Genomic DNA, 18098 nt, shown 5'->3' on the forward strand with positions numbered 1-18098 from the left:
CAACCGTCCGGCACACCTCAGACACCCCTCAGGCAACCCGTCAGGAGGACCCCATGGCCGACGCACCCACCGCCCTGGGCGCACCCGTCGAGCGCCGGGAGGGCCGGGACAAGGTCACCGGCACCGCCCGCTACGCCGCCGAGTATCCGCTGCCGGGCCGGGCGCACGGATGGCCGGTGCCCGCGGCGATCGGGCGCGGTGCGGTCCGCGCGATCGACGCCCGAGCCGCGCTGGACCTGCCCGGGGTGCTCGCGGTGCTCACGCACGAGAACGCGCCTCGGCTCGCCGAACCGGAGGACCCCACGCTCGCCGTGCTCCAGAACCCGCGCGTACCGCACCGCGGTTGGTTCGTCGCCCTGGTCGTCGCCGAGACCCTGGAGGAGGCCCGGGCGGGCGCCGCCGCCGTCCGGGTCGACTACGCGGCCGAGGACCACGACGTGACGCTGACCGAGACCCACCCCGAGGCCTACACGCCGGACACGGCGAACGGAGGGTATCCGGCACACCGCGAACACGGCGACCCCGAGTGGGCGTTCACCTCGGCGCCGGTCCGCGTCGACGTCGGCTACCGGCTGCCGCCGCTGCACAACCACCCCATGGAGCCGCACGCGGCCACCGCCTCCTGGCAGGGCGGCAGACTCGTCGTGCACGACTCCAGTCAGGGCGCCACCACGGTACGTACCGTCCTCGCGGGCCTGTTCGAGCTGCCCGAGGACCGTGTCACCGTCGTCGCCGAGCACGTCGGCGGCGGCTTCGGCTGCAAGGGGACGCCCCGCCCGCATGTCGTGCTGGCCGCGATGGCCGCGCGCGAGACCGGCCGGCCCGTCACGGTCGCCCTGCCCCGGCGATTTCTGCCCGCCGTGGTCGGGCACCGCGCCCCCACACTGCACCGCGTCCGCCTGGGCGCCGCGGCCGACGGGACCCTGGCCGCCGTCCTGCACGAGGTCACCACCCACACGTCCCGGATCAAGGAGTTCGTCGAACAGGCCGCGACACCCGCGCGCGTGATGTACGCGGCGGCGAACATCCTCACCAGCCATCGCGTGGTGCCGCTCGACGTGCCCAGCCCGTCATGGATGCGGGCCCCCGGCGAGGCGCCGGGCATGTTCGCGCTGGAGTCGGCGATGGACGAACTCGCCGTCGAACTCGGCATGGACCCCGTGGAACTGCGCATCGCCAACGAGCCGGACGCGGAGCCCGACAGCGGCCGGCCCTTCAGCAGCCGCCATCTCGTCGAGTGCCTGCGGGAGGGCGCCCGCCGCTTCGACTGGGCCGCACGCCCCGCGGCCCCGCGCGCCAGAACGGCGGGCCCGCTGCTGATGGGCACCGGAGTGGCGGCCGCCACCTATCCCGTCCTGGTCTCGCCGGCCACCGCCACGGCGCAGGCCCTGCCCGGCGGGGACTTCGTGGTACGGATCAACGCCACGGACATCGGCACGGGAGCCCGCACCGTCATGGCGCAGATCGCCGCCCATGCCCTCGGTGTCCCGGTGGATCGGGTCCGCTCCGAGGTGGGAAGCAGCGACCTGCCGTCGGCGCCGCTGGCCGGCGGCTCCTCGGGGACGGCGTCCTGGGGCTGGGCCGTGCACGAGGCGTGCACACGACTGCGCGCACGACTGGCGGAGGGCACGGGTCCCGTGCCGGACCAGGGAATCGTCACGAACGCCGACACCGCGGGCCACGCCGACGCCGAAAGCGCCTACGCCCGCCACGCGTTCGGTGCCCACTTCGCCGAGGTCGCCGTCGACACGGTCACGGGGGAGGTCCGCGTGAGCCGACTGCTCGGCGTGTACGCGGCGGGCCGCATCCTCAACGCCCGTACCGCCCGCTCCCAGTTCATCGGCGGCATGACCATGGGACTGGGCATGGCGTTGACCGAGGGCAGCACGATGGACCCCGCGTTCGGCGACTTCACGGAGTCCGACCTCGCGGCCTATCACGTGCCCGCGCACGCCGACGTCCGCGACATCGAGGCGTACTGGGTCGACGAGGACGACCCCCATCTCAACCCCATGGGCAGCAAGGGCATCGGGGAGATCGGCATCGTGGGCACGGCGGCCGCCATCGGCAACGCCGTGCACCACGCCACGGGCGTCCGGTTCCGCGAACTGCCCCTGACGCCTGACCGGGTGCTCGGCGGCCTGGCGACGCCGGGCTCGGTGAGTGGAGGTTAGGGCCCACTGCTCAGGATCCCCTATGGAGGGGAGGAGAGGTTTGCCCGAAACGTCGGCGGGGACTCGAACGGCAGACAACGGGAACGCAAGTGCCCGAAGTGCTGGAAGTGCCCGAAGTGCCAGAGGTGCAGGACGTGCCGACAGTGCCAGAAGCTCCAGAAAGAAGATGAAGCGTTGTGACCGCGCAGACCAACCGGAAGTCCGTCGTCTCTCGCCCCAGGACGGGGTGGGCGAAGGCCCGCCACCTGCGGGGAGACGGCGTACGTACCTGTGTCTCGGCCCGCGATGACGGCGAACGCTCCTGCTCCCCGGAGCAGGGGGCCGAGGAGAACATCGTCAGGGGCGAGGACTGAGCGGACCCGTGGCCCTGACGCCGGTGAGCCCGGCCGCGGCCCCGGACAGGAGCGACAGGTGCGGGGATGAGGGGACGGCCGTATCAGGGGCTGGCCGGGTCGTAGCCGTAGGTGAGCGGCTCGTCCTGGCTGCCGAGTGCACGCCGGTAGATGTACAGCGCCTCCACGCGTACGCCCTCCGCGGGGGCGTCGAGCGGGCAGGGGTAGGTCACTTGGAGCACCGAGGGCCGGTCGGCGACCCGCATGCGCAGGCCGTCCGCCGGTCCGCCGGCGAGTACCGCCGTCTGCGATTTCGTCGAGATGCGAAGATCCATGCCCGCACTTTAGATGTTGCGCAATCTGTGAAGTTGTGTGAGCTCTGTCACTCCCAAGCTTCACGAGTTGCGCGCCCCGATGGAACCGGATGAGGTGTTCCGGCGTTCCCACGGGGGGACGGCCGATCATCGGAGCAGTGGAGGAACACCGTGGGCGTAACTCTGGCCAAGGGCGGCAACGTTTCGCTGAGCAAAGAGGCTCCGGGCCTGACCGCGGTGACGGTGGGCCTCGGGTGGGACGTGCGGACGACCACCGGTGCCGCATACGACCTGGACGCGAGTGCGCTGCTGTGTTCCGGCTCGGGCCGGGTCGTCTCCGACCTGCACTTCGTCTTCTACAACAACCTGACGAGCCCGGACGGTTCGGTCCAGCACACCGGCGACAACCTGACCGGTGAGGGCGAGGGCGACGACGAGTCCATCAACGTCGAACTGGCCCAGGTGCCGGCCGAGGTCACCAAGATCGTCTTCCCGGTCTCCATCCACGAGGCGCAGTCGCGCGGCCAGAGCTTCGGCCAGGTCAGCAACGCCTTCATCCGCGTGGTGAACCGCGCCAACAATGTCGAACTCGCCCGCTACGACCTGTCCGAGGACGCCTCGACCGAGACGGCGATGGTCTTCGGCGAGCTCTACCGGCACGGCGGCGAGTGGAAGTTCCGCGCGGTCGGCCAGGGATACGCATCGGGCCTCGCGGGCATCGCGTCCGACTACGGCGTGAACGTCTGACGGGGAGACGAGGGAGACAAGGGAGAGCGGAAGGGGGAGGAGGGCCGAACGCCCCGGCGGAGTGCGGGGGCGGTGTCCGGCTTTCCCGGGGTGTTGCGCATGGCGAAGCGAAAGGTACGGCGACAAGCCCGCCGCCTCCTGGGCGAGGACCCGGTGGCTCTCGTCTGGTGCGAGGTTCACCGCCGCATCCCCCGGCCGCCGGAGGAGGTCCACCGGGCGGCGGGGAAGGGGCGGCTCAAGCCCGGACACCACTGGCTGCTGTACGTCGGAGCCGTACTGTTCTTCTTCGTCGTCGTCCCGATGATGCTGATCGACAGGCTGGGCGGGAGGCTCGACCGGGCGCAGGCGCCTCCCCGGAGGCAGGGGCCGACGCCCGGCGGGGGCCGTGACCGCGACCCCGGCCGGGAGGCCGCGAACGGTGTCTTCGACGGCGACTGGAGCCTGACCGCGGGCCAGTTGCTGCTGCGCTGGTACGGACGCTCGCCCAACCCCAAGCGGCTCGTCCTGCTGACCCGCGACCGAGTCTGCCTGGCCGCGTCCCCGCGCCGTCGGCTGTCGCCCACCAGGGCCGGCGACTTCCGGATCGTCGCCGAGTTCCCGGCGCGCGAGGTGAGCGTCGAGGGTGAGGCCGGACAGCCGCGCGGTTTCGCCACTTTCCGGCTGTGCTTCAGCGACGGCTCCTGGCTCGAGGTCGGCAGGCTGGGCGAGCCCGAGGACGCGGACCACTTCCTGCGCACGATCGACGACTGACCGCCACGGGCGCCGACCGCGTCCTGCTCGGTTGGGCGACGCCCCCGCCGCCTTCAGTCGCCGACCGTCGTCTGTGCTCGCGTGTCGCCCTCCGGTTCCGTCGGCACCGGAGCGTCCCGGTGTTCCGGGCGGACACGGCCGGAGCGGGCGTTCAGCCGGGCGATCAGGGGCTCGGTGTAGCGGGCGGTGAGCGGGCCGAGTACGACCAGGAGCAGCACGTAAGCGGTGGCCAGCGGGCCGAGCGAGGGCTCGATCCCGGCGGTGACGGCGAGTCCCGCGATGACGATCGAGAACTCCCCGCGCGCCACCAGCGCGCCGCCCGCCCGCCAGCGGCCCTTCACGGAGATCCCGGCCCGCCGCGCGGCCCAGTACCCGGTCGCGATCTTCGTCACGGCGGTGACGGCGGCCAGCGCGAGGGCCGGCAGCAGGACAGGCGGGATGCTGGCCGGGTCGGTGTGCAGTCCGAAGAAGACGAAGAACACGGCGGCGAACAGGTCCCGCAGCGGGCTGAGCAGCGTGTGCGCGCCCTCCGCGACCTCGCCGGACAGGGCGATGCCGACCAGGAACGCCCCTACCGCGGCGGACACCTGGAGCTGCTGGGCGATCCCGGCGACCAGAATCGTCAGCCCCAGGACGACCAGGAGCAGCTTCTCCGGGTCGTCGCTGGAGACGAAGCGGGAGATGAGCCGCCCGAAGCGGAGGGCCACGAACAGGACGAGGCCCGCGGCGGCCAGCGCGACGGCCAGGGTCACGCTGCCGGCCGCCAGCCCGGCCCCGGCCACCAGTGCGGTGACGATGGGCAGGTACACCGCCATCGCCAGGTCTTCCAGGACGAGAATGCTGAGGATGACCGGGGTCTCCCGGTTGCCGACCCGGCCCAGATCGCCCAGCACCTTGGCGATGACACCGGACGACGAGATCCAGGTGACGCCCGCGAGCACCACGGCGGCCACCGGGCCCCAGCCGAGCAGCAGCGCGGCGGCCGCGCCCGGCAGGGCGTTGCAGGTGAAGTCGACCAGGCCGGCCGGGTAGTGGGCCTTGAGGTTGGAGACCAGATCGCCGGCCGTGTACTCCAGGCCGAGCATCAACAGCAGCAGGATGACGCCGATCTCGGCGCCGGTGGCGACGAACTCCTCGCTCGCGCCGAGGGGCAGCAGCCCGCCCTCGCCGAAGGCCAGTCCGGCCAGCAGATACAGGGGGATGGGGGAGAACCGCAGCCGGGCGGCCGCCCGGCCGAGCAGCCCGAGAGAGAGGATGATGGCGCCGAACTCGATCAGCAGGACCGCGGAGTGCACAGGTTCACTCCCGTCCGAGTATCGCCGCGGCGGCGTCGACGCCCTCGCGGGTGCCGATGACGATGAGGGTGTCACCGCCCGTGAGCCGGAAGTCCGGGGCCGGAGACGGGATCGCCTCCGCTCGGCGCAGTACGGCCACCACGGACGCGCCGGTCTCGGTCCGCATCCGGGTCTCGCCCAGTACCCGTCCGTTCCAACGGGAGGCCGCGGCGACCTCGACGCGCTCGGCGACCAGCCCGAGGTCCGTGGTGTACAGCAGGCTCGCACTGTGGTGGGAGGGCTTGAGCGCATCGATCAGCGAGCCCGCCTCGGAACTCGTCAGCCGCAGCGACTGCGCACAGGAGTCGGGGTCGTCGGCCCGGTACACGCTCACCGTGCGGGCGCCGTCGCGGTGCGCCACCACCGACAGATGGCGGTGTTCTCGCGTCATGAGGTCGTACTGGACCCCGATGCCCGGCAGCGGTGTCGCCCTGAGACGTGGTGCAGACACGTTTCTTCCCCTTGCTGATGGTCTTGCTGATCGCCTTGCTGACGTCTTGGTGATGGACGTTCTGAACCCTGCCCAAAACCGTCATGCTGCCATCACTCCGTACGGTGGCGACATGGGTGTCATGACGGATGGACGCGGGCGGCGGCGAGCGGAGAGGCTGGTCGGGGCGGCGGCATGGCCGCGGTCCGGGAAAGAGGGAACGCCCCGGGAGCACCGGGGGACGCCGACCGGAGGGGACGGAAAGAGGAGCGTGTCGCTGTTCCGGCGGATCTTCCTGCTCAACGCCGTCGGCCTGACCGTGGCCACCGCGTTGCTGCTGGGTCCGGTCACCGTGTCGACCCCCGTGCTGCCCGGCGAGGCGCTGGTCGTCCTCGCGGGCCTTGCCGTGATGCTCGTCGTCAACGCCGTCGTGCTGTGGATCGGGCTCGCCCCGCTGCAACGGCTGGGGCGGGCCATGGCCACCGCCGATCTGCTGCACCCGGGGGCCCGTGCGGTCGTCACCGGTCCGGCGGAGATGGCCGATCTGATCTCCACGTACAACACCATGCTCGACCGGCTGGAGACCGAGCGCGCCACCAGCGCGGCCCGGGCCCTCTCCGCCCAGGAGCGCGAACGCCACCGCGTCTCCCAGGAACTCCACGACGAGGTCGGCCAGACCCTCACCGCCGTCCTCCTTCAGCTCAGGCGCGTCGCCGACCGGGCGCCCGAGGGGCTGCGCGCGGAGGTGAGGCAGGCACAGGAGGCCACCCGCGGCAGCCTGGACGAGATCCGCCGCATCGCCCGCCGGCTACGCCCCGGTGTCCTGGAGGAACTGGGCCTGCTCAGCGCCCTCCGCGCCCTCACGACCGAGTTCACCGCCCACGGACTGAGCGTGCGCCACCACTTCGACGGCGAACTGCCACAGCTGAGCGAGGAGACGGAACTCGTGGTCTACCGGGTGGCGCAGGAAGGGCTCACCAACACCGCACGGCACGCCGGTGCCGATCGCGCCGAACTCCGGCTCCACCGGGTCGCCGACGGAGTCGAACTACTCGTACGCGACAACGGCACAGGAGCCGGCCGGGCGCCGGAGGGCGCCGGGATCCGCGGTATGCGCGAGCGGGCCCTGCTGATCGGCGCCGGCCTCGCGGTGGAGCCCGGGCCCGACCGGGGCACCGACATCAGGCTGCGCATCACGAGCACCACGAGCACGACGAGCACGACGAGCGTGATGAACGCGACGAGCACCGGCGACCGGTCCGGGCCCCGCACCGGAACCCCTCCCCACGGAGCGCGCTGATGTCTCTTCCCCCGCCCGCCCAGCGCCCGACCCGCGTCCTGCTCGCCGACGACCACGCGCTCGTACGGCGGGGCGTACGGCTCATCCTGGACGGCGAACCCGGCCTGAGCGTGGTGGCCGAGGCCGGCGACGGCGCGGAGGCGGTCGCCCTGGCCCGGACGACGGACGTGGACCTCGCCGTCCTGGACGTCGCCATGCCCCGCATGACCGGACTCCAGGCGGCCCGCGAACTCTCCCGCCGCCTGCCCGAGCTGCGCATCCTCATCCTGACGATGTACGACAACGAGCAGTACTTCTTCGAGGCGCTCAAAGCCGGTGCCTGCGGCTACGTCCTGAAGTCCGTGGCCGACCGCGACCTGGTCGAGGCGTGCCGGGCGGCGATGCGCGACGAGCCGTTCCTCTACCCAGGGGCGGAGACCGCGCTCGTACGCACCTACCTCGACCGCGTCCACCGGGGCGAAGGACTGCCCGAGCGGACCATCACCGAGCGCGAGGAGGAGATCCTCAAGCTGGTGGCCGAGGGACACACGTCGAAGGAGATCGGCGAACTCCTCTTCATCAGCGCGAAGACCGTCGAACGCCACCGCGCGAACCTGCTCCAGAAGCTGGGCTTGCGTGACCGCCTGGAACTCACCCGGTACGCGATCCGGGCCGGCCTCGTCGAACCGTGACCCGTCGCGACGCGGTGCCGCACGCACGCGCTGCGCGCCCGCCCCGACCCGTCGCAGGAAGACTGCGGCCGGGTAGGAGGACGGCACGGCCGCGCGGGACCGGCGGTCGGCAGGGCACGGCGCCCTGACGGCGATCAGCGCCGACTTCGGTGCCTCGCCGCCCGGCTTCGCGCCGGCGCACTCGCCGACCGGCCGCTCTTCGAAACTCGCCGACCGGCGCTCGTCGAGCCGTCCGCCGCGCCTCGGTGCGGCCTGGCCGCGCAAGGTTCGGCCCCGTCGGGTGTCGGCCGCGACGGGGCCACGGGAGAACCGTCCGGTGACAGGGCCACCGGGAACCTCCGGCTAGGAGACAGCCGGCTCGGGCACCCGCGGGAGGGGTTCGGGCAGTGCGCGGGGAACCGGGCGTGCCTCGCGCAGCGTGGGCCACGGAGCCGTCGGAACCAGTGGGGCATGGTCGGCGGCCAGAGCCCGGCGCGAGAACCAAATGATCTTGCCGCCGGTATTCGTGGCACAACAGCCCCAGCCGTCGCTCATCGCGGCGATCTGCGTCAGGCAGCCGCGCGGCGCGTAGTGCGGGCGGACGTCCTGGTCGCTGTCCTGCACCGCGGTGATGAGGTGCTGACCGTTCCACCACATCTCGAGGGTGGTGTTCTTGTCCGCCGCGTGCTCGTCGATCGTGTGCAGTAGCACTTCGGCACAGTGGCAGACCGGCTCGACGAGTGTCTCCAGATTCCAGTACCGGAGATGGGCGGCCAGAATCCGGCGGACGTGTCCGATCCGTTCCGGACTGACCTCCACGTCGAGGTGGTAGTAACAGGGCGCTGCGGTCTTCATTGTCGTTGGCTCCTCACCGGCGAAGCTCCAGCTTCTCCTCGCCCTTGCAGGCCGAGCCCCGAACACGAAGCGTGAGCAGTCATCGCTTCTGAGTCAGTCTCAGGGTGAGCGGGGTACTCCATTCGCGCAACCCGAGCGGACCGGTGAACAGCTGGTTGAAATCCGAACAGGACGCTCGGTGGTCTTCCGTGCACCATGGGTAAAAGTTTTTGAATCCGTAACGGGTCGACGCCGATCCGTTACGGCCATCACCTGCACCACGGTCCCCCTGTGCTTGCACGAGAAAGTAGGAGGTGACTGGAGCGATGCTGCTGCCTGCCAGAACCGAGGTCGCCAGATATCTCCAGCGGTACCGGGCGTGGGAGCGCCTGATGCTCGCTGCTCCCGACAACCTCGTGGTACGGGGAAATTTCGAGAACACGGGTTACACCCTCTGCGTGTTGATGGGGGAACGGTGCGCCCGCGAGGCCGCGGACGCCGCCGAACACTTTCTGCGCACCGGCTCGGCGGCGGCACCGCACGAGCGGAGGACACGCACCGGCTCTCCCGCGCGCACGGCAAGCGGTTCTCCCGCGCGTACGGCAACCGGTTCTCCCGCGCGTACGGCAAGCAACGCCTGAGGTCCGTCGGTCGCGTCGGCCCGGTGCGGACCGGCCCGACCGACCGCACACCACCCCATCGCAGACCGGATCGACCACGGCCGGAGGAGGCGAAACCCATGAACCGGAATCCCGTCATCGGCCGCATACCGATCCTGGACGTCCACCCCCTCGTCGAGGGCGGCAGACGTCCCGCGAAGGCCGTGGAAGGGGAGACGTTCCAGGTCACCGCCACGGTCTTCCGCGAAGGTCATGACGCGGTCGCCGCCAATGTCGTCCTCACGGATCCGCAGGGCCGCAGCGGCCCCTGGACGCCCATGCGTGAACTGGACCCCGGGGCCGACCGCTGGGGCGCCGACGTCACGCCATGGACGGTCGGCAACTGGACGTACCTGGTCGAGGCCTGGAGCGATCCGGTCACCACCTGGCGCCATCACGCCGGGATCAAGATCCCGGCCGGGATCGACACCGAACTCGTCCTCGCGGAGGGCGCCGACCTGTTCGAGCGCGCGGCGTACGGCGTGCCGGAGGGGAAGGGGCGGAAGATCCTGCTGGCCGCCGCCGACGCCCTGCGCGACACCGAGCGCCCCGCCACGTCCCGGCTCGCCGCGGCGCTCACTGTCGAGGCGGACACGGTCCTCGCGCGGCATCCGCTGCGTGAACTGCTCACGTCGTCGGAGCCGTTGCCGCTGCTGGTGGAGCGGGAGCGGGCGCTGTTCGGTTCCTGGTACGAGTTCTTCCCGCGTTCGGAGAGCGGCCGCGTGGACCCGGTGCACGGCACCTTCGCCACGGCGGCGGAGCGGCTGCCCGCGATCGCCGGGATGGGCTTCGACGTCGTCTACCTCCCGCCGATCCACCCCATCGGAACGGCGTTCCGCAAGGGCCCCAACAACACCCTGTCGGCGAGCCGCCGGGATGTCGGGTCGCCATGGGCGATCGGCTCACCGGAGGGCGGTCACGACGCCGTGCACCCAGAGCTGGGCACGATCGAGGACTTCGACGCCTTCGTACGTCGTGCGGCGGCCCTGGGCCTGGAGATCGCCCTCGACTTCGCGCTTCAGTGCTCTCCCGACCATCCGTGGGTGGAGAAGCATCCGGAGTGGTTCCATCACCGTCCGGACGGGACGATCGCGTACGCGGAGAACCCGCCGAAGAAGTACCAGGACATCTATCCGATCGCGTTCGACCGGGACATGCCGGGGCTGATCGCGGAGACGGTGCGGGTTCTGCGGTTCTGGATGGGTCATGGGGTGCGGATCTTCCGGGTGGACAATCCGCATACGAAGCCGGTGGTGTTCTGGGAGCGGGTGATCGGGGAGGTCGGCCGGACGGATCCGGATGTGATCTTCCTGGCGGAGGCGTTCACGCGGCCGGCGATGATGCGGGCGCTGGCGGCGGTCGGTTTCCAGCAGTCGTACACGTACTTCACCTGGCGCAACAGCAAGCGGGAGCTGACGGAGTACCTGACCGAGCTGTCGGGGGAGGCGGCGGCCGTTATGCGGCCGAACTTCTTCGTCAACACCCCGGACATCCTGCATGAGTTCCTCCAGCGTGGCGGGCGGCCGGCCTTCGAGGTGCGGGCGGTGCTGGCGGCGACGCTGTCGCCGTCGTGGGGGGTGTACTCCGGCTACGAGCTGTGCGAGAACACCCCGGTGCGCGCCGGGAGCGAGGAGTACCTCGACTCGGAGAAGTACCAGCTCCGCCCGCGGGACTGGGCGGCGGCCGAGCGCGAGGGACGCAGCATCGCACCCCTGATCACCTCGCTCAACCGGATCAGGCGGGAGCACAGTGCCCTGCGCCGGCTCAGGAATGTCCACTTCCACCATGCCGACAACGACGCTGTGATCGCGTACAGCAAGCGCTCGGGCCGGGACACGGTCGTGGTGGTGGCGAACCTGGATCCGCACCACACCCAGGAGGCGACGGTCTCGTTGGACATGCCGCAACTCGGTCTGGACTGGGCCGCGTTCGTGCCGGTGCGCGACGAGCTCACCGGGGAGAGCTACCACTGGGGCAGGGCCAACTATGTGCGTCTGGAGCCGGGGCACCGGCCCGCGCACGTTCTCACCGTCCTGCGACCGTCCTCACCGCAGATCGGAGGGTCACCCACACGATGATCGTCAACGAGCCCGTCCCGGACACCTTCGAGGACACGCCCGCCAAGGACCGCGATCCGGAGTGGTTCAAACGCGCCGTCTTCTACGAGGTCCTGGTCCGCTCCTTCCAGGACAGCAACGGCGACGGTGTCGGCGACCTGAAGGGCCTGACCGCCAAGCTGGACTATCTGCAGTGGCTGGGCGTGGACTGCCTGTGGCTGCCGCCGTTCTTCAAGTCCCCCCTGCGCGACGGCGGCTACGACGTCTCCGACTACACCGCGGTGCTGCCCGAGTTCGGTGACCTGGCCGACTTCGTCGAGTTCGTGGACGCGGCCCACCAGCGCGGCATGCGCGTGATCATCGACTTCGTGATGAACCACACCAGTGACCTGCATCCGTGGTTCCAGGAGTCCCGCAGCAACCCCGACGGCCCCTACGGCGACTACTACGTGTGGGCCGACGACGACAAGCAGTACCAGGACGCCCGGATCATCTTCGTCGACACCGAGGCCTCCAACTGGACGTACGACCCGGTCCGCAAGCAGTACTACTGGCACCGCTTCTTCTCCCACCAGCCCGACCTCAACTACGAGAGTGCCGCCGTCCAGGAGGAGATCCTGGCGGCGCTGCGGTTCTGGCTCGATCTGGGCATCGACGGCTTCAGGCTGGACGCCGTCCCCTACCTGTACAACGAAGAGGGGACGAACTGCGAGAACCTGCCGGCGACGCACGAGTTCCTGAAGCGGGTGCGCAAGGAGATCGACACGCACTATCCGGACACGGTGCTGCTCGCGGAGGCGAACCAGTGGCCGGAGGACGTGGTCGACTACTTCGGCGACTTCCCCTCGGGCGGCGACGAGTGCCACATGGCGTTCCATTTCCCGGTCATGCCGCGGATCTTCATGGCGGTGCGGCGTGAGTCGCGGTATCCGGTGTCGGAGATCCTGGCGAAGACGCCGGCGATCCCGTCGAGCTGCCAGTGGGGCATCTTCCTGCGCAACCACGACGAGCTGACCCTGGAGATGGTCACCGACGAGGAACGCGACTACATGTGGGCGGAGTACGCCAAGGATCCGCGGATGCGGGCCAACATCGGCATCCGCCGGCGTCTGGCGCCGCTGCTGGACAACGACCGCAACCAGATCGAGCTGTTCACCGCGCTGCTGCTGTCGCTGCCCGGCTCGCCGATCCTCTACTACGGCGACGAGATCGGGATGGGGGACAACATCTGGCTCGGTGACCGGGACGCGGTGCGCACGCCGATGCAGTGGACGCCGGACCGCAACGCGGGTTTCTCGTCCTGCGACCCGGGGCGTCTGTATCTGCCCACGATCATGGATCCGGTCTACGGGTACCAGGTCACGAACGTGGAGGCGTCGATGTCGTCGCCGTCCTCGCTGCTGCACTGGACCCGGCGGATGATCGAGATCCGTAAGCAGAACCCGGCGTTCGGCCTCGGCTCGTACACCGAACTCCAGTCCTCGAACCCGGCCGTCCTCGCGTTCCTGCGGGAGGCCCCCTCGACCGGGGGGAACGGGGACGACCTGGTGCTGTGCGTGCACAACTTCTCCCGGTTCGCGCAGCCCACGGAGCTGGATCTGCGGGCGTTCAGCGGCCGTCATCCGGTCGAGCTGATCGGCGGTGTCCGCTTCCCGGCCATCGGGGAACTCCCGTATCTGCTGACCCTGGCAGGCCACGGCTTCTACTGGTTCCGGCTCCGCAAGGACGTCACCCAGGTCACCAAGGTGAGCTTGTTCGTGAGCTCTTGATCCATGGCCCGGAAAGGAACGCGACGCCATGCCGAAGACCGCACCGCTCCGCCCGAGCCGCCTCAGCCCCGGGCCGCTGCTGACCTCGCTGGCCGGTCTGCTGCGGGAGTGGCTGCCGACGCAACGCTGGTTCGCGGGCAAGGGCCGGCCGGTCATGGATCTCGCCCTGCTGTCGGTGACCGAACTGCACCCGGGCTGTCTGCACCTCCTGCTCCAGGCCGGACACGCCGAGCAGGCCGCCGGCAGCGGTTCCGACGAGCATTCCGTCCACGACTGCTACCAACTCTTCCTAGGTGTGGGGGAGACGGTCCCGGCCCAGCCGGCCCGTGCCGTCATCGGCCGGGCCGACGAGGGCCCGCTGGCCGGCCTGATGGTCTACGACGCCCTTCAGGACCGGAGGTCGACGGCGCTGCTCCTGGAGCGGCTGCGCACCCCGGGCGTCGTAGGACCCCTGCGTTTCGAGCGGGACCTCGGGGTGACGCTGCCCGCCGGTCTCGAGCCGCGCCTTCTCGACGCCGAGCAGTCCAACTCCTCGCTGGTGTACGGGGACCGGTACATCCTGAAGGTGTTCCGCCGCGTCCAGCCCGGCATCAACCCCGACCTCGAGGTGCCCTGGGCCCTGGCCCGACAGGGCTGTGACCGCGTACCCGCGCCGGTGGCGTGGATCCGTACCTCCCTTCCATGGGGGGCGACCCTCGGCGTGCTCCAGCCGTTCCTGCCCGATGCCGCCGACGGCTGGACACGGGCGCTCCAGGCTCTGGACTCGGGCCGGGACTTCATCGACGAGGCGCACGAGCTGGGGCGGGCCACCGCCGAGGTGCATCTGGCGCTGGCCGCGGCCTTCCCGCTCGAGTTCCAGCAGCGGCACCACAACGGACGGCTCGCGGCCGGGATGACACGGCGCCTGGAGGCCGTGGCCCGGTCCGTACCGGAACTCCTGCCGCACGCCCCCGCCCTGCGCTCGGCCTTCGACGCGCTCGCCGCCGTCGACACACCCCGTCCCGCCCAGCGGATCCACGGCGACCTGCATCTCGGCCAGGTGCTGCGCACCGGCCGACGCTGGCACCTCATCGACTTCGAGGGCGAGCCGGCCCGCCCGCTCCCCGAACGCCGTCGTGCCCAGTCGCCCGTGCGTGACGTCGCGGGCATGCTGCGGTCCTTCGACTACGCCGCGCACGCGCGTCACCCGTGGCGGCCGGACTGGGCCCGGCGTTGCCGGGACGCCTACTGCGGGGGCTATGCGGACGAGGCGGGCTGGGATCCGCGCGAGGAGCCCGAACTGCTCCGCGCATACGAGACGGACCGGGCGGTGTACGAGGTCCTGTACGAGGCCCGGCACCGACCCGAGTGGCTGCCGGTACCCATGGCGGCGATCGCACGGCTTGCCGACCGGCAGCCGCTGGGCGCAAGGAGGCCGCAGTGAACGCACATGCTGTTCCCCCCATCTCCACCCCGGCCCCGCCGTCCGGCGCTCGGCCGGCCCCGGTGGCACCGGGTGACCGCGACCGGCTCCTGTCCGGGACGCATCACGACCCGCACTCCGTGCTCGGCGCGCATCCCGTGCCCGGCGGGGTCGCCTTCCGGGTGCTGCGCCCGTACGCGCTGTCCGTCACCGTCGTCACCGACGACCTGCGCACCGAGCTGCACGACGACGGCGCCGGCTTCTTCACCGGCCTGCTGCCGCTGCGCGCCGTACCGGACTACCGGCTGCACGTGGCCTACGAGGGCACGGTCCACGAGACCGAGACGCCTACCGCTTCCTGCCCGCGCTCGGCGAGCTGGACCTGCACCTCATCAACGAGGGCCGGCACGAGGAGCTGTGGACGGCGCTCGGCGCCCGGGTGATGACCCACGCGGGGGTCCTGGGTACCCGCTTCACCGTCTGGGCGCCGAACGCGCGCGGCGTCAGGGTCTGCGGGAACTTCTGCCGCTGGGACGGGGCCGCGTTTCCCATGCGCTCGCTCGGCTCCTCCGGTGTGTGGGAGCTGTTCGTGCCCGGCATCGGCGAAGGCGAACTGTACAAATTCGAGATCACCCGCCCCGACGGCACACACACCGTGCGCGCGGACCCGATGGCCCGCCGTGCCGAAGTGCCCCCGGCGACCGCCTCGATCGTGACGGAGTCGTCGTACGCGTGGGCGGACGGGGCGTGGATGGCCGCGCGCGGCGAGCGTCCCGTGCACGAGTCGCCGTTCTCCGTGTACGAGGTCCACCTGCCGTCCTGGCGACCCGGACTGACGTACCGCCAGCTCGCCGAACAGCTCCCCGCCTACGTCGCCGACCTGGGCTTCACCCATGTCGAGCTGCTGCCCGTCGCGGAGCACCCCTTCGGCGGCTCCTGGGGTTACCAGGTCACCGGCTTCTACGCCCCCACCGCCCGCCTGGGCACCCCCGACGACTTCAAATACCTCGTCGACGCCCTGCACCGGGCCGGCGTCGGCGTCCTGATGGACTGGGTGCCCGCCCATTTCCCCCGCGACGACTGGGCCCTGGCCGAATTCGACGGACGCCCCCTCTACGAACCCGAAGACCCGCAGCGCGCCGCGCATCCCGACTGGGGAACCCTCGAATTCGACTACGGGCGCAAAGAGGTACGCAATTTCCTCGTCGCCAACGCCGTGTACTGGTGCGAGGAATTCCATATCGACGGGCTGCGCGTGGACGCCGTCGCCTCGATGCTCTACCTGGACTACTCCCGCGAGGAAGGGCAGTGGAGCCCGAACGAGTTCGGCGGCCGGGACAACCCGGACGCGGTCGCCTTCCTCCAGGAGATGAACGCCACCCTCTACCGGCGGGTGCCCGGGGTGATCACGATCGCCGAGGAGTCCACCGCCTGGGACGGCGTCACCCGCGCCACACATGACAACGGCCTCGGCTTCGGCCTGAAGTGGAACATGGGCTGGATGCACGACTCCCTCGGCTATGTGCAGCACGAGCCCGTGCACCGCAAGTACCACCACCACGAGATGACCTTCTCCATGGTGTACGCCTACAGCGAGAACTACGTCCTGCCCATCTCCCACGACGAAGTCGTGCACGGCAAGCAGGCGCTGGTGTCGAAGATGCCGGGCGACTGGTGGCAGAGGCGTGCCAACCACCGTGCCTACCTGGGCTTCATGTGGGCCCATCCGGGCAAGCAACTCCTCTTCATGGGGCAGGAGTTCGCCCAGGGCGCGGAGTGGTCGCCGGAGCACGGGCCGGAGTGGTGGCTGCTGGACGACGAGTACCACTCGGCGGGCGACCACCGGGGCATGCGGGACCTCGTACGCGATCTGAACACGCTCTACCGCGCCGAGCCGGCCCTGTGGGAGCGCGACACCGACCCCTCCGGCTTCGCCTGGGTCGTCGGTGACGCAGCCGAGGACAACGTCTTCGCCTTCCTGCGCCACGCCGCCGACGGCACCCCGCTCCTCGCCGTCAGCAACTTCTCCCCGGTCGTCCGCCACGACTACCGTCTCGGCGTCCCCGACGACATCCCCGCCTGGCAGGAAGCCCTCAACACCGACGCCGCCCGCTACGGCGGCAGCGACCTCATCTGTCCCGACCCCGTCAAGCCCGAGTCCGGCGAGATCCGGCTGACCCTGCCGCCGCTCGCCACCGTCTGGCTCCGGCCGGCCTGAGCCGTTCCCAGTTCCCCTTCGGAGAAAATGGGCCCGCGGGAAATTCGGTCCCTGGGAAACTGCGGGAATTTCCCAGGGCCGCCGTCGCCGTTACGATTCCGATTCGGCCGAATGCGCGGTGTCACATCACCAAAGCAATTGTTTTGACGGCGAACCAGGGGGGAATTTCCTCCCTAGTGCTTCGGACAGGAGGCACGTCCGATGGGAGCTGCCCGTCAGGCCCCCGGGTGTGTCCCGAGAGTTGCGTGCGCGCCCTCCCATGGCGACTGTCCACTCAGCACCGCTTGAGGGAGTTGCAAGCACCCATGCGCACCACGACTGGAACGAAGCAGCACCCGCATGACGACGCCCCCGACACGGCCGCGGACTTCGAGCGGCTGTTCGGATTGCCGGACGGGCGCGAGCGGCAGGCGCTGCGCGACGAGATCGTCCGCGCCTGGCTTCCCATGGCGGAGCGCATCGCGTGGCGCTACCGGGGGCGGGGCGAGTCCACCGAGGACCTCTGCCAGGTCGCGGCAGTCGGTCTGGTCAAGGCAGTCGACCGCTACGACCCGGCACGGGGGAACGCGTTCGAGAGCTATGCCGTCCCCACCATCACGGGCGAGATCAAGCGGCACTTCCGGGACCACATGTGGGTCCTGCATGTACCGCGGCGTGTCCAGGACCTGCGCAACCGGGTGCGGGTGGCGGCGAAGGAGCTGTCCCAGACCGTGCCGGGGCACGAGCCCACCGTCACGGAGATCGCCGAGCACGCACAGCTGAGCGAGGACGACGTACAGATCGGCCTGGAGGCCATGGACACCTTCACCGCCCTGTCGCTGGACGCTGAGCTGCCCGGAAGCGACGACGGCTACGCGCTGTCGGACGCCTTGGGCGGCCCCGACTCCGGCTACGACCTCGTCGTCGACCGTGAGGCCGTCAAGCCTTCCCTGCGAGCGCTGCCCGAACGCGAACGCACCATCCTCTACCTGCGCTACTTCCGCGGCATGACCCAGAGCAGCATCGCGGAGCAGCTCGGCATCTCGCAGATGCACGTCTCGCGCCTGATCAGCGGCTGCTGCGCCAGGATGCGCGAGGAGACGCTGGCCGATGTCGCCTAGCGAAGGAGCCGGAACGCATGCGGCCGCC

General features: G+C 70.6%; 15 protein-coding genes and 1 pseudogene. 12 read left to right on the forward strand and 4 right to left on the reverse strand.

Features of this window, described 5'->3' with window-relative positions:
• Window positions 1-53: 53 nt before the first annotated feature.
• Window positions 54-2174 carry a xanthine dehydrogenase family protein molybdopterin-binding subunit gene (locus SAVERM_RS37915; RefSeq protein WP_010988779.1) on the forward strand — a complete coding sequence of 707 codons (2121 nt, stop codon included), beginning with the start codon at window positions 54-56 and terminating at the stop codon, window positions 2172-2174.
• Window positions 2175-2350: 176 nt separating this feature from the next.
• The gene (locus SAVERM_RS43500; protein ID WP_010988780.1) at window positions 2351-2527 is read left to right on the forward strand and encodes a hypothetical protein; all 177 of its coding nucleotides are present in this window, start codon (window positions 2351-2353) and stop codon (window positions 2525-2527) included.
• Between the two features lie 83 nt (window positions 2528-2610).
• Here SAVERM_RS43500 and SAVERM_RS37920 read toward each other — a convergent pair whose 3' ends face one another.
• Entirely contained in the window at window positions 2611-2841 is a 231-nt protein-coding gene (locus SAVERM_RS37920; protein ID WP_010988781.1) for a hypothetical protein, read from the reverse strand.
• Window positions 2842-2991: 150 nt separating this feature from the next.
• Here SAVERM_RS37920 and SAVERM_RS37925 point away from each other — a divergent pair, with 150 nt between their 5' ends.
• Window positions 2992-3567 (forward strand): TerD family protein, encoded by a 576-nt coding sequence (locus SAVERM_RS37925; protein WP_010988782.1) that lies wholly within the window; start codon window positions 2992-2994, stop codon window positions 3565-3567.
• Window positions 3568-3666: 99 nt separating this feature from the next.
• Window positions 3667-4317 (forward strand): hypothetical protein, encoded by a 651-nt coding sequence (locus SAVERM_RS37930; RefSeq protein WP_037647221.1) that lies wholly within the window; start codon window positions 3667-3669, stop codon window positions 4315-4317.
• Window positions 4318-4370: 53 nt separating this feature from the next.
• On the opposite strand, the gene SAVERM_RS37935 is transcribed toward SAVERM_RS37930, so the two are convergent.
• Together SAVERM_RS37935 and SAVERM_RS37940 are read right to left on the reverse strand one after the other, a co-directional pair.
• On the reverse strand, window positions 4371-5612 hold the full coding sequence (locus SAVERM_RS37935) for a cation:proton antiporter (RefSeq protein ID WP_010988784.1): 1242 nt from the start codon (window positions 5610-5612) through the stop codon (window positions 4371-4373).
• A 4-nt stretch (window positions 5613-5616) separates the two neighbouring features.
• Window positions 5617-6102: a cation:proton antiporter regulatory subunit gene (locus tag SAVERM_RS37940; RefSeq protein ID WP_037647132.1), complete on the reverse strand. Its 486-nt coding sequence runs from the start codon at window positions 6100-6102 to the stop codon at window positions 5617-5619.
• Window positions 6103-6352: 250 nt separating this feature from the next.
• Between SAVERM_RS37940 and SAVERM_RS37945 the strand changes: the two genes are divergently transcribed.
• Together SAVERM_RS37945 and SAVERM_RS37950 are read left to right on the forward strand one after the other, a co-directional pair.
• The gene (locus SAVERM_RS37945; protein WP_242432219.1) at window positions 6353-7381 is read left to right on the forward strand and encodes a sensor histidine kinase; all 1029 of its coding nucleotides are present in this window, start codon (window positions 6353-6355) and stop codon (window positions 7379-7381) included.
• Window positions 7381-8052 (forward strand): response regulator transcription factor, encoded by a 672-nt coding sequence (locus SAVERM_RS37950; protein WP_010988787.1) that lies wholly within the window; start codon window positions 7381-7383, stop codon window positions 8050-8052. The genes SAVERM_RS37945 and SAVERM_RS37950 overlap by 1 nt, the downstream gene beginning before the upstream one ends.
• A gap of 342 nt (window positions 8053-8394) precedes the next feature.
• On the opposite strand, the gene SAVERM_RS37955 is transcribed toward SAVERM_RS37950, so the two are convergent.
• On the reverse strand, window positions 8395-8886 hold the full coding sequence (locus SAVERM_RS37955) for a hypothetical protein (protein WP_010988788.1): 492 nt from the start codon (window positions 8884-8886) through the stop codon (window positions 8395-8397).
• Window positions 8887-9191: 305 nt separating this feature from the next.
• On the opposite strand from SAVERM_RS37955, the gene SAVERM_RS40775 reads away from it, so the two are divergent.
• From SAVERM_RS40775 to SAVERM_RS37985, 6 genes and pseudogenes are all read left to right on the forward strand, one after another.
• Window positions 9192-9506 carry a DUF5133 domain-containing protein gene (locus tag SAVERM_RS40775; protein WP_078234598.1) on the forward strand — a complete coding sequence of 105 codons (315 nt, stop codon included), beginning with the start codon at window positions 9192-9194 and terminating at the stop codon, window positions 9504-9506.
• Between the two features lie 98 nt (window positions 9507-9604).
• On the forward strand, window positions 9605-11602 hold the full coding sequence (locus SAVERM_RS37960) for an alpha-1,4-glucan--maltose-1-phosphate maltosyltransferase (RefSeq protein ID WP_010988790.1): 1998 nt from the start codon (window positions 9605-9607) through the stop codon (window positions 11600-11602).
• Window positions 11599-13350, forward strand: a complete 1752-nt coding sequence (treS, locus tag SAVERM_RS37965; protein WP_010988791.1) for a maltose alpha-D-glucosyltransferase — start codon at window positions 11599-11601, stop codon at window positions 13348-13350. The genes SAVERM_RS37960 and treS overlap by 4 nt, the downstream gene beginning before the upstream one ends.
• A gap of 28 nt (window positions 13351-13378) precedes the next feature.
• On the forward strand, window positions 13379-14773 hold the full coding sequence (locus tag SAVERM_RS37970) for a maltokinase N-terminal cap-like domain-containing protein (protein WP_010988792.1): 1395 nt from the start codon (window positions 13379-13381) through the stop codon (window positions 14771-14773).
• Window positions 14770-16970 (forward strand): annotated as a pseudogene (gene glgB / locus SAVERM_RS37980) (1,4-alpha-glucan branching enzyme). Before SAVERM_RS37970 ends, glgB begins: the two are co-directional and overlap by 4 nt.
• 305 nt (window positions 16971-17275) lie before the next feature.
• Window positions 17276-18070 (forward strand): RNA polymerase sigma factor SigF, encoded by a 795-nt coding sequence (locus SAVERM_RS37985; protein WP_010988795.1) that lies wholly within the window; start codon window positions 17276-17278, stop codon window positions 18068-18070.
• Window positions 18071-18098 lie beyond the last annotated feature (28 nt).

Origin of the sequence: Streptomyces avermitilis MA-4680 = NBRC 14893 (genome assembly GCF_000009765.2) — a bacterium.
Lineage (GTDB): Bacteria > Actinomycetota > Actinomycetes > Streptomycetales > Streptomycetaceae > Streptomyces > Streptomyces avermitilis.

What these genes read in the sequence shown, in the direction of transcription:
- treS (WP_010988791.1), top strand. Translation starts at nt 11,599, where the DNA reads ATGATCGTCAACGAGCCCGTCCCGGACACCTTCGAGGACACGCCCGCC.
- SAVERM_RS37915 (WP_010988779.1), top strand. Translation starts at nt 54, where the DNA reads ATGGCCGACGCACCCACCGCCCTGGGCGCACCCGTCGAGCGCCGGGAG.
- SAVERM_RS37985 (WP_010988795.1), top strand. Translation starts at nt 17,276, where the DNA reads ATGCGCACCACGACTGGAACGAAGCAGCACCCGCATGACGACGCCCCC.
- SAVERM_RS37920 (WP_010988781.1), bottom strand. Translation starts at nt 2,841, where the DNA reads ATGGATCTTCGCATCTCGACGAAATCGCAGACGGCGGTACTCGCCGGC.
- SAVERM_RS37960 (WP_010988790.1), top strand. Translation starts at nt 9,605, where the DNA reads ATGAACCGGAATCCCGTCATCGGCCGCATACCGATCCTGGACGTCCAC.
- SAVERM_RS37950 (WP_010988787.1), top strand. Translation starts at nt 7,381, where the DNA reads ATGTCTCTTCCCCCGCCCGCCCAGCGCCCGACCCGCGTCCTGCTCGCC.
- SAVERM_RS37970 (WP_010988792.1), top strand. Translation starts at nt 13,379, where the DNA reads ATGCCGAAGACCGCACCGCTCCGCCCGAGCCGCCTCAGCCCCGGGCCG.
- SAVERM_RS37955 (WP_010988788.1), bottom strand. Translation starts at nt 8,886, where the DNA reads ATGAAGACCGCAGCGCCCTGTTACTACCACCTCGACGTGGAGGTCAGT.
- SAVERM_RS40775 (WP_078234598.1), top strand. Translation starts at nt 9,192, where the DNA reads ATGCTGCTGCCTGCCAGAACCGAGGTCGCCAGATATCTCCAGCGGTAC.
- SAVERM_RS37930 (WP_037647221.1), top strand. Translation starts at nt 3,667, where the DNA reads ATGGCGAAGCGAAAGGTACGGCGACAAGCCCGCCGCCTCCTGGGCGAG.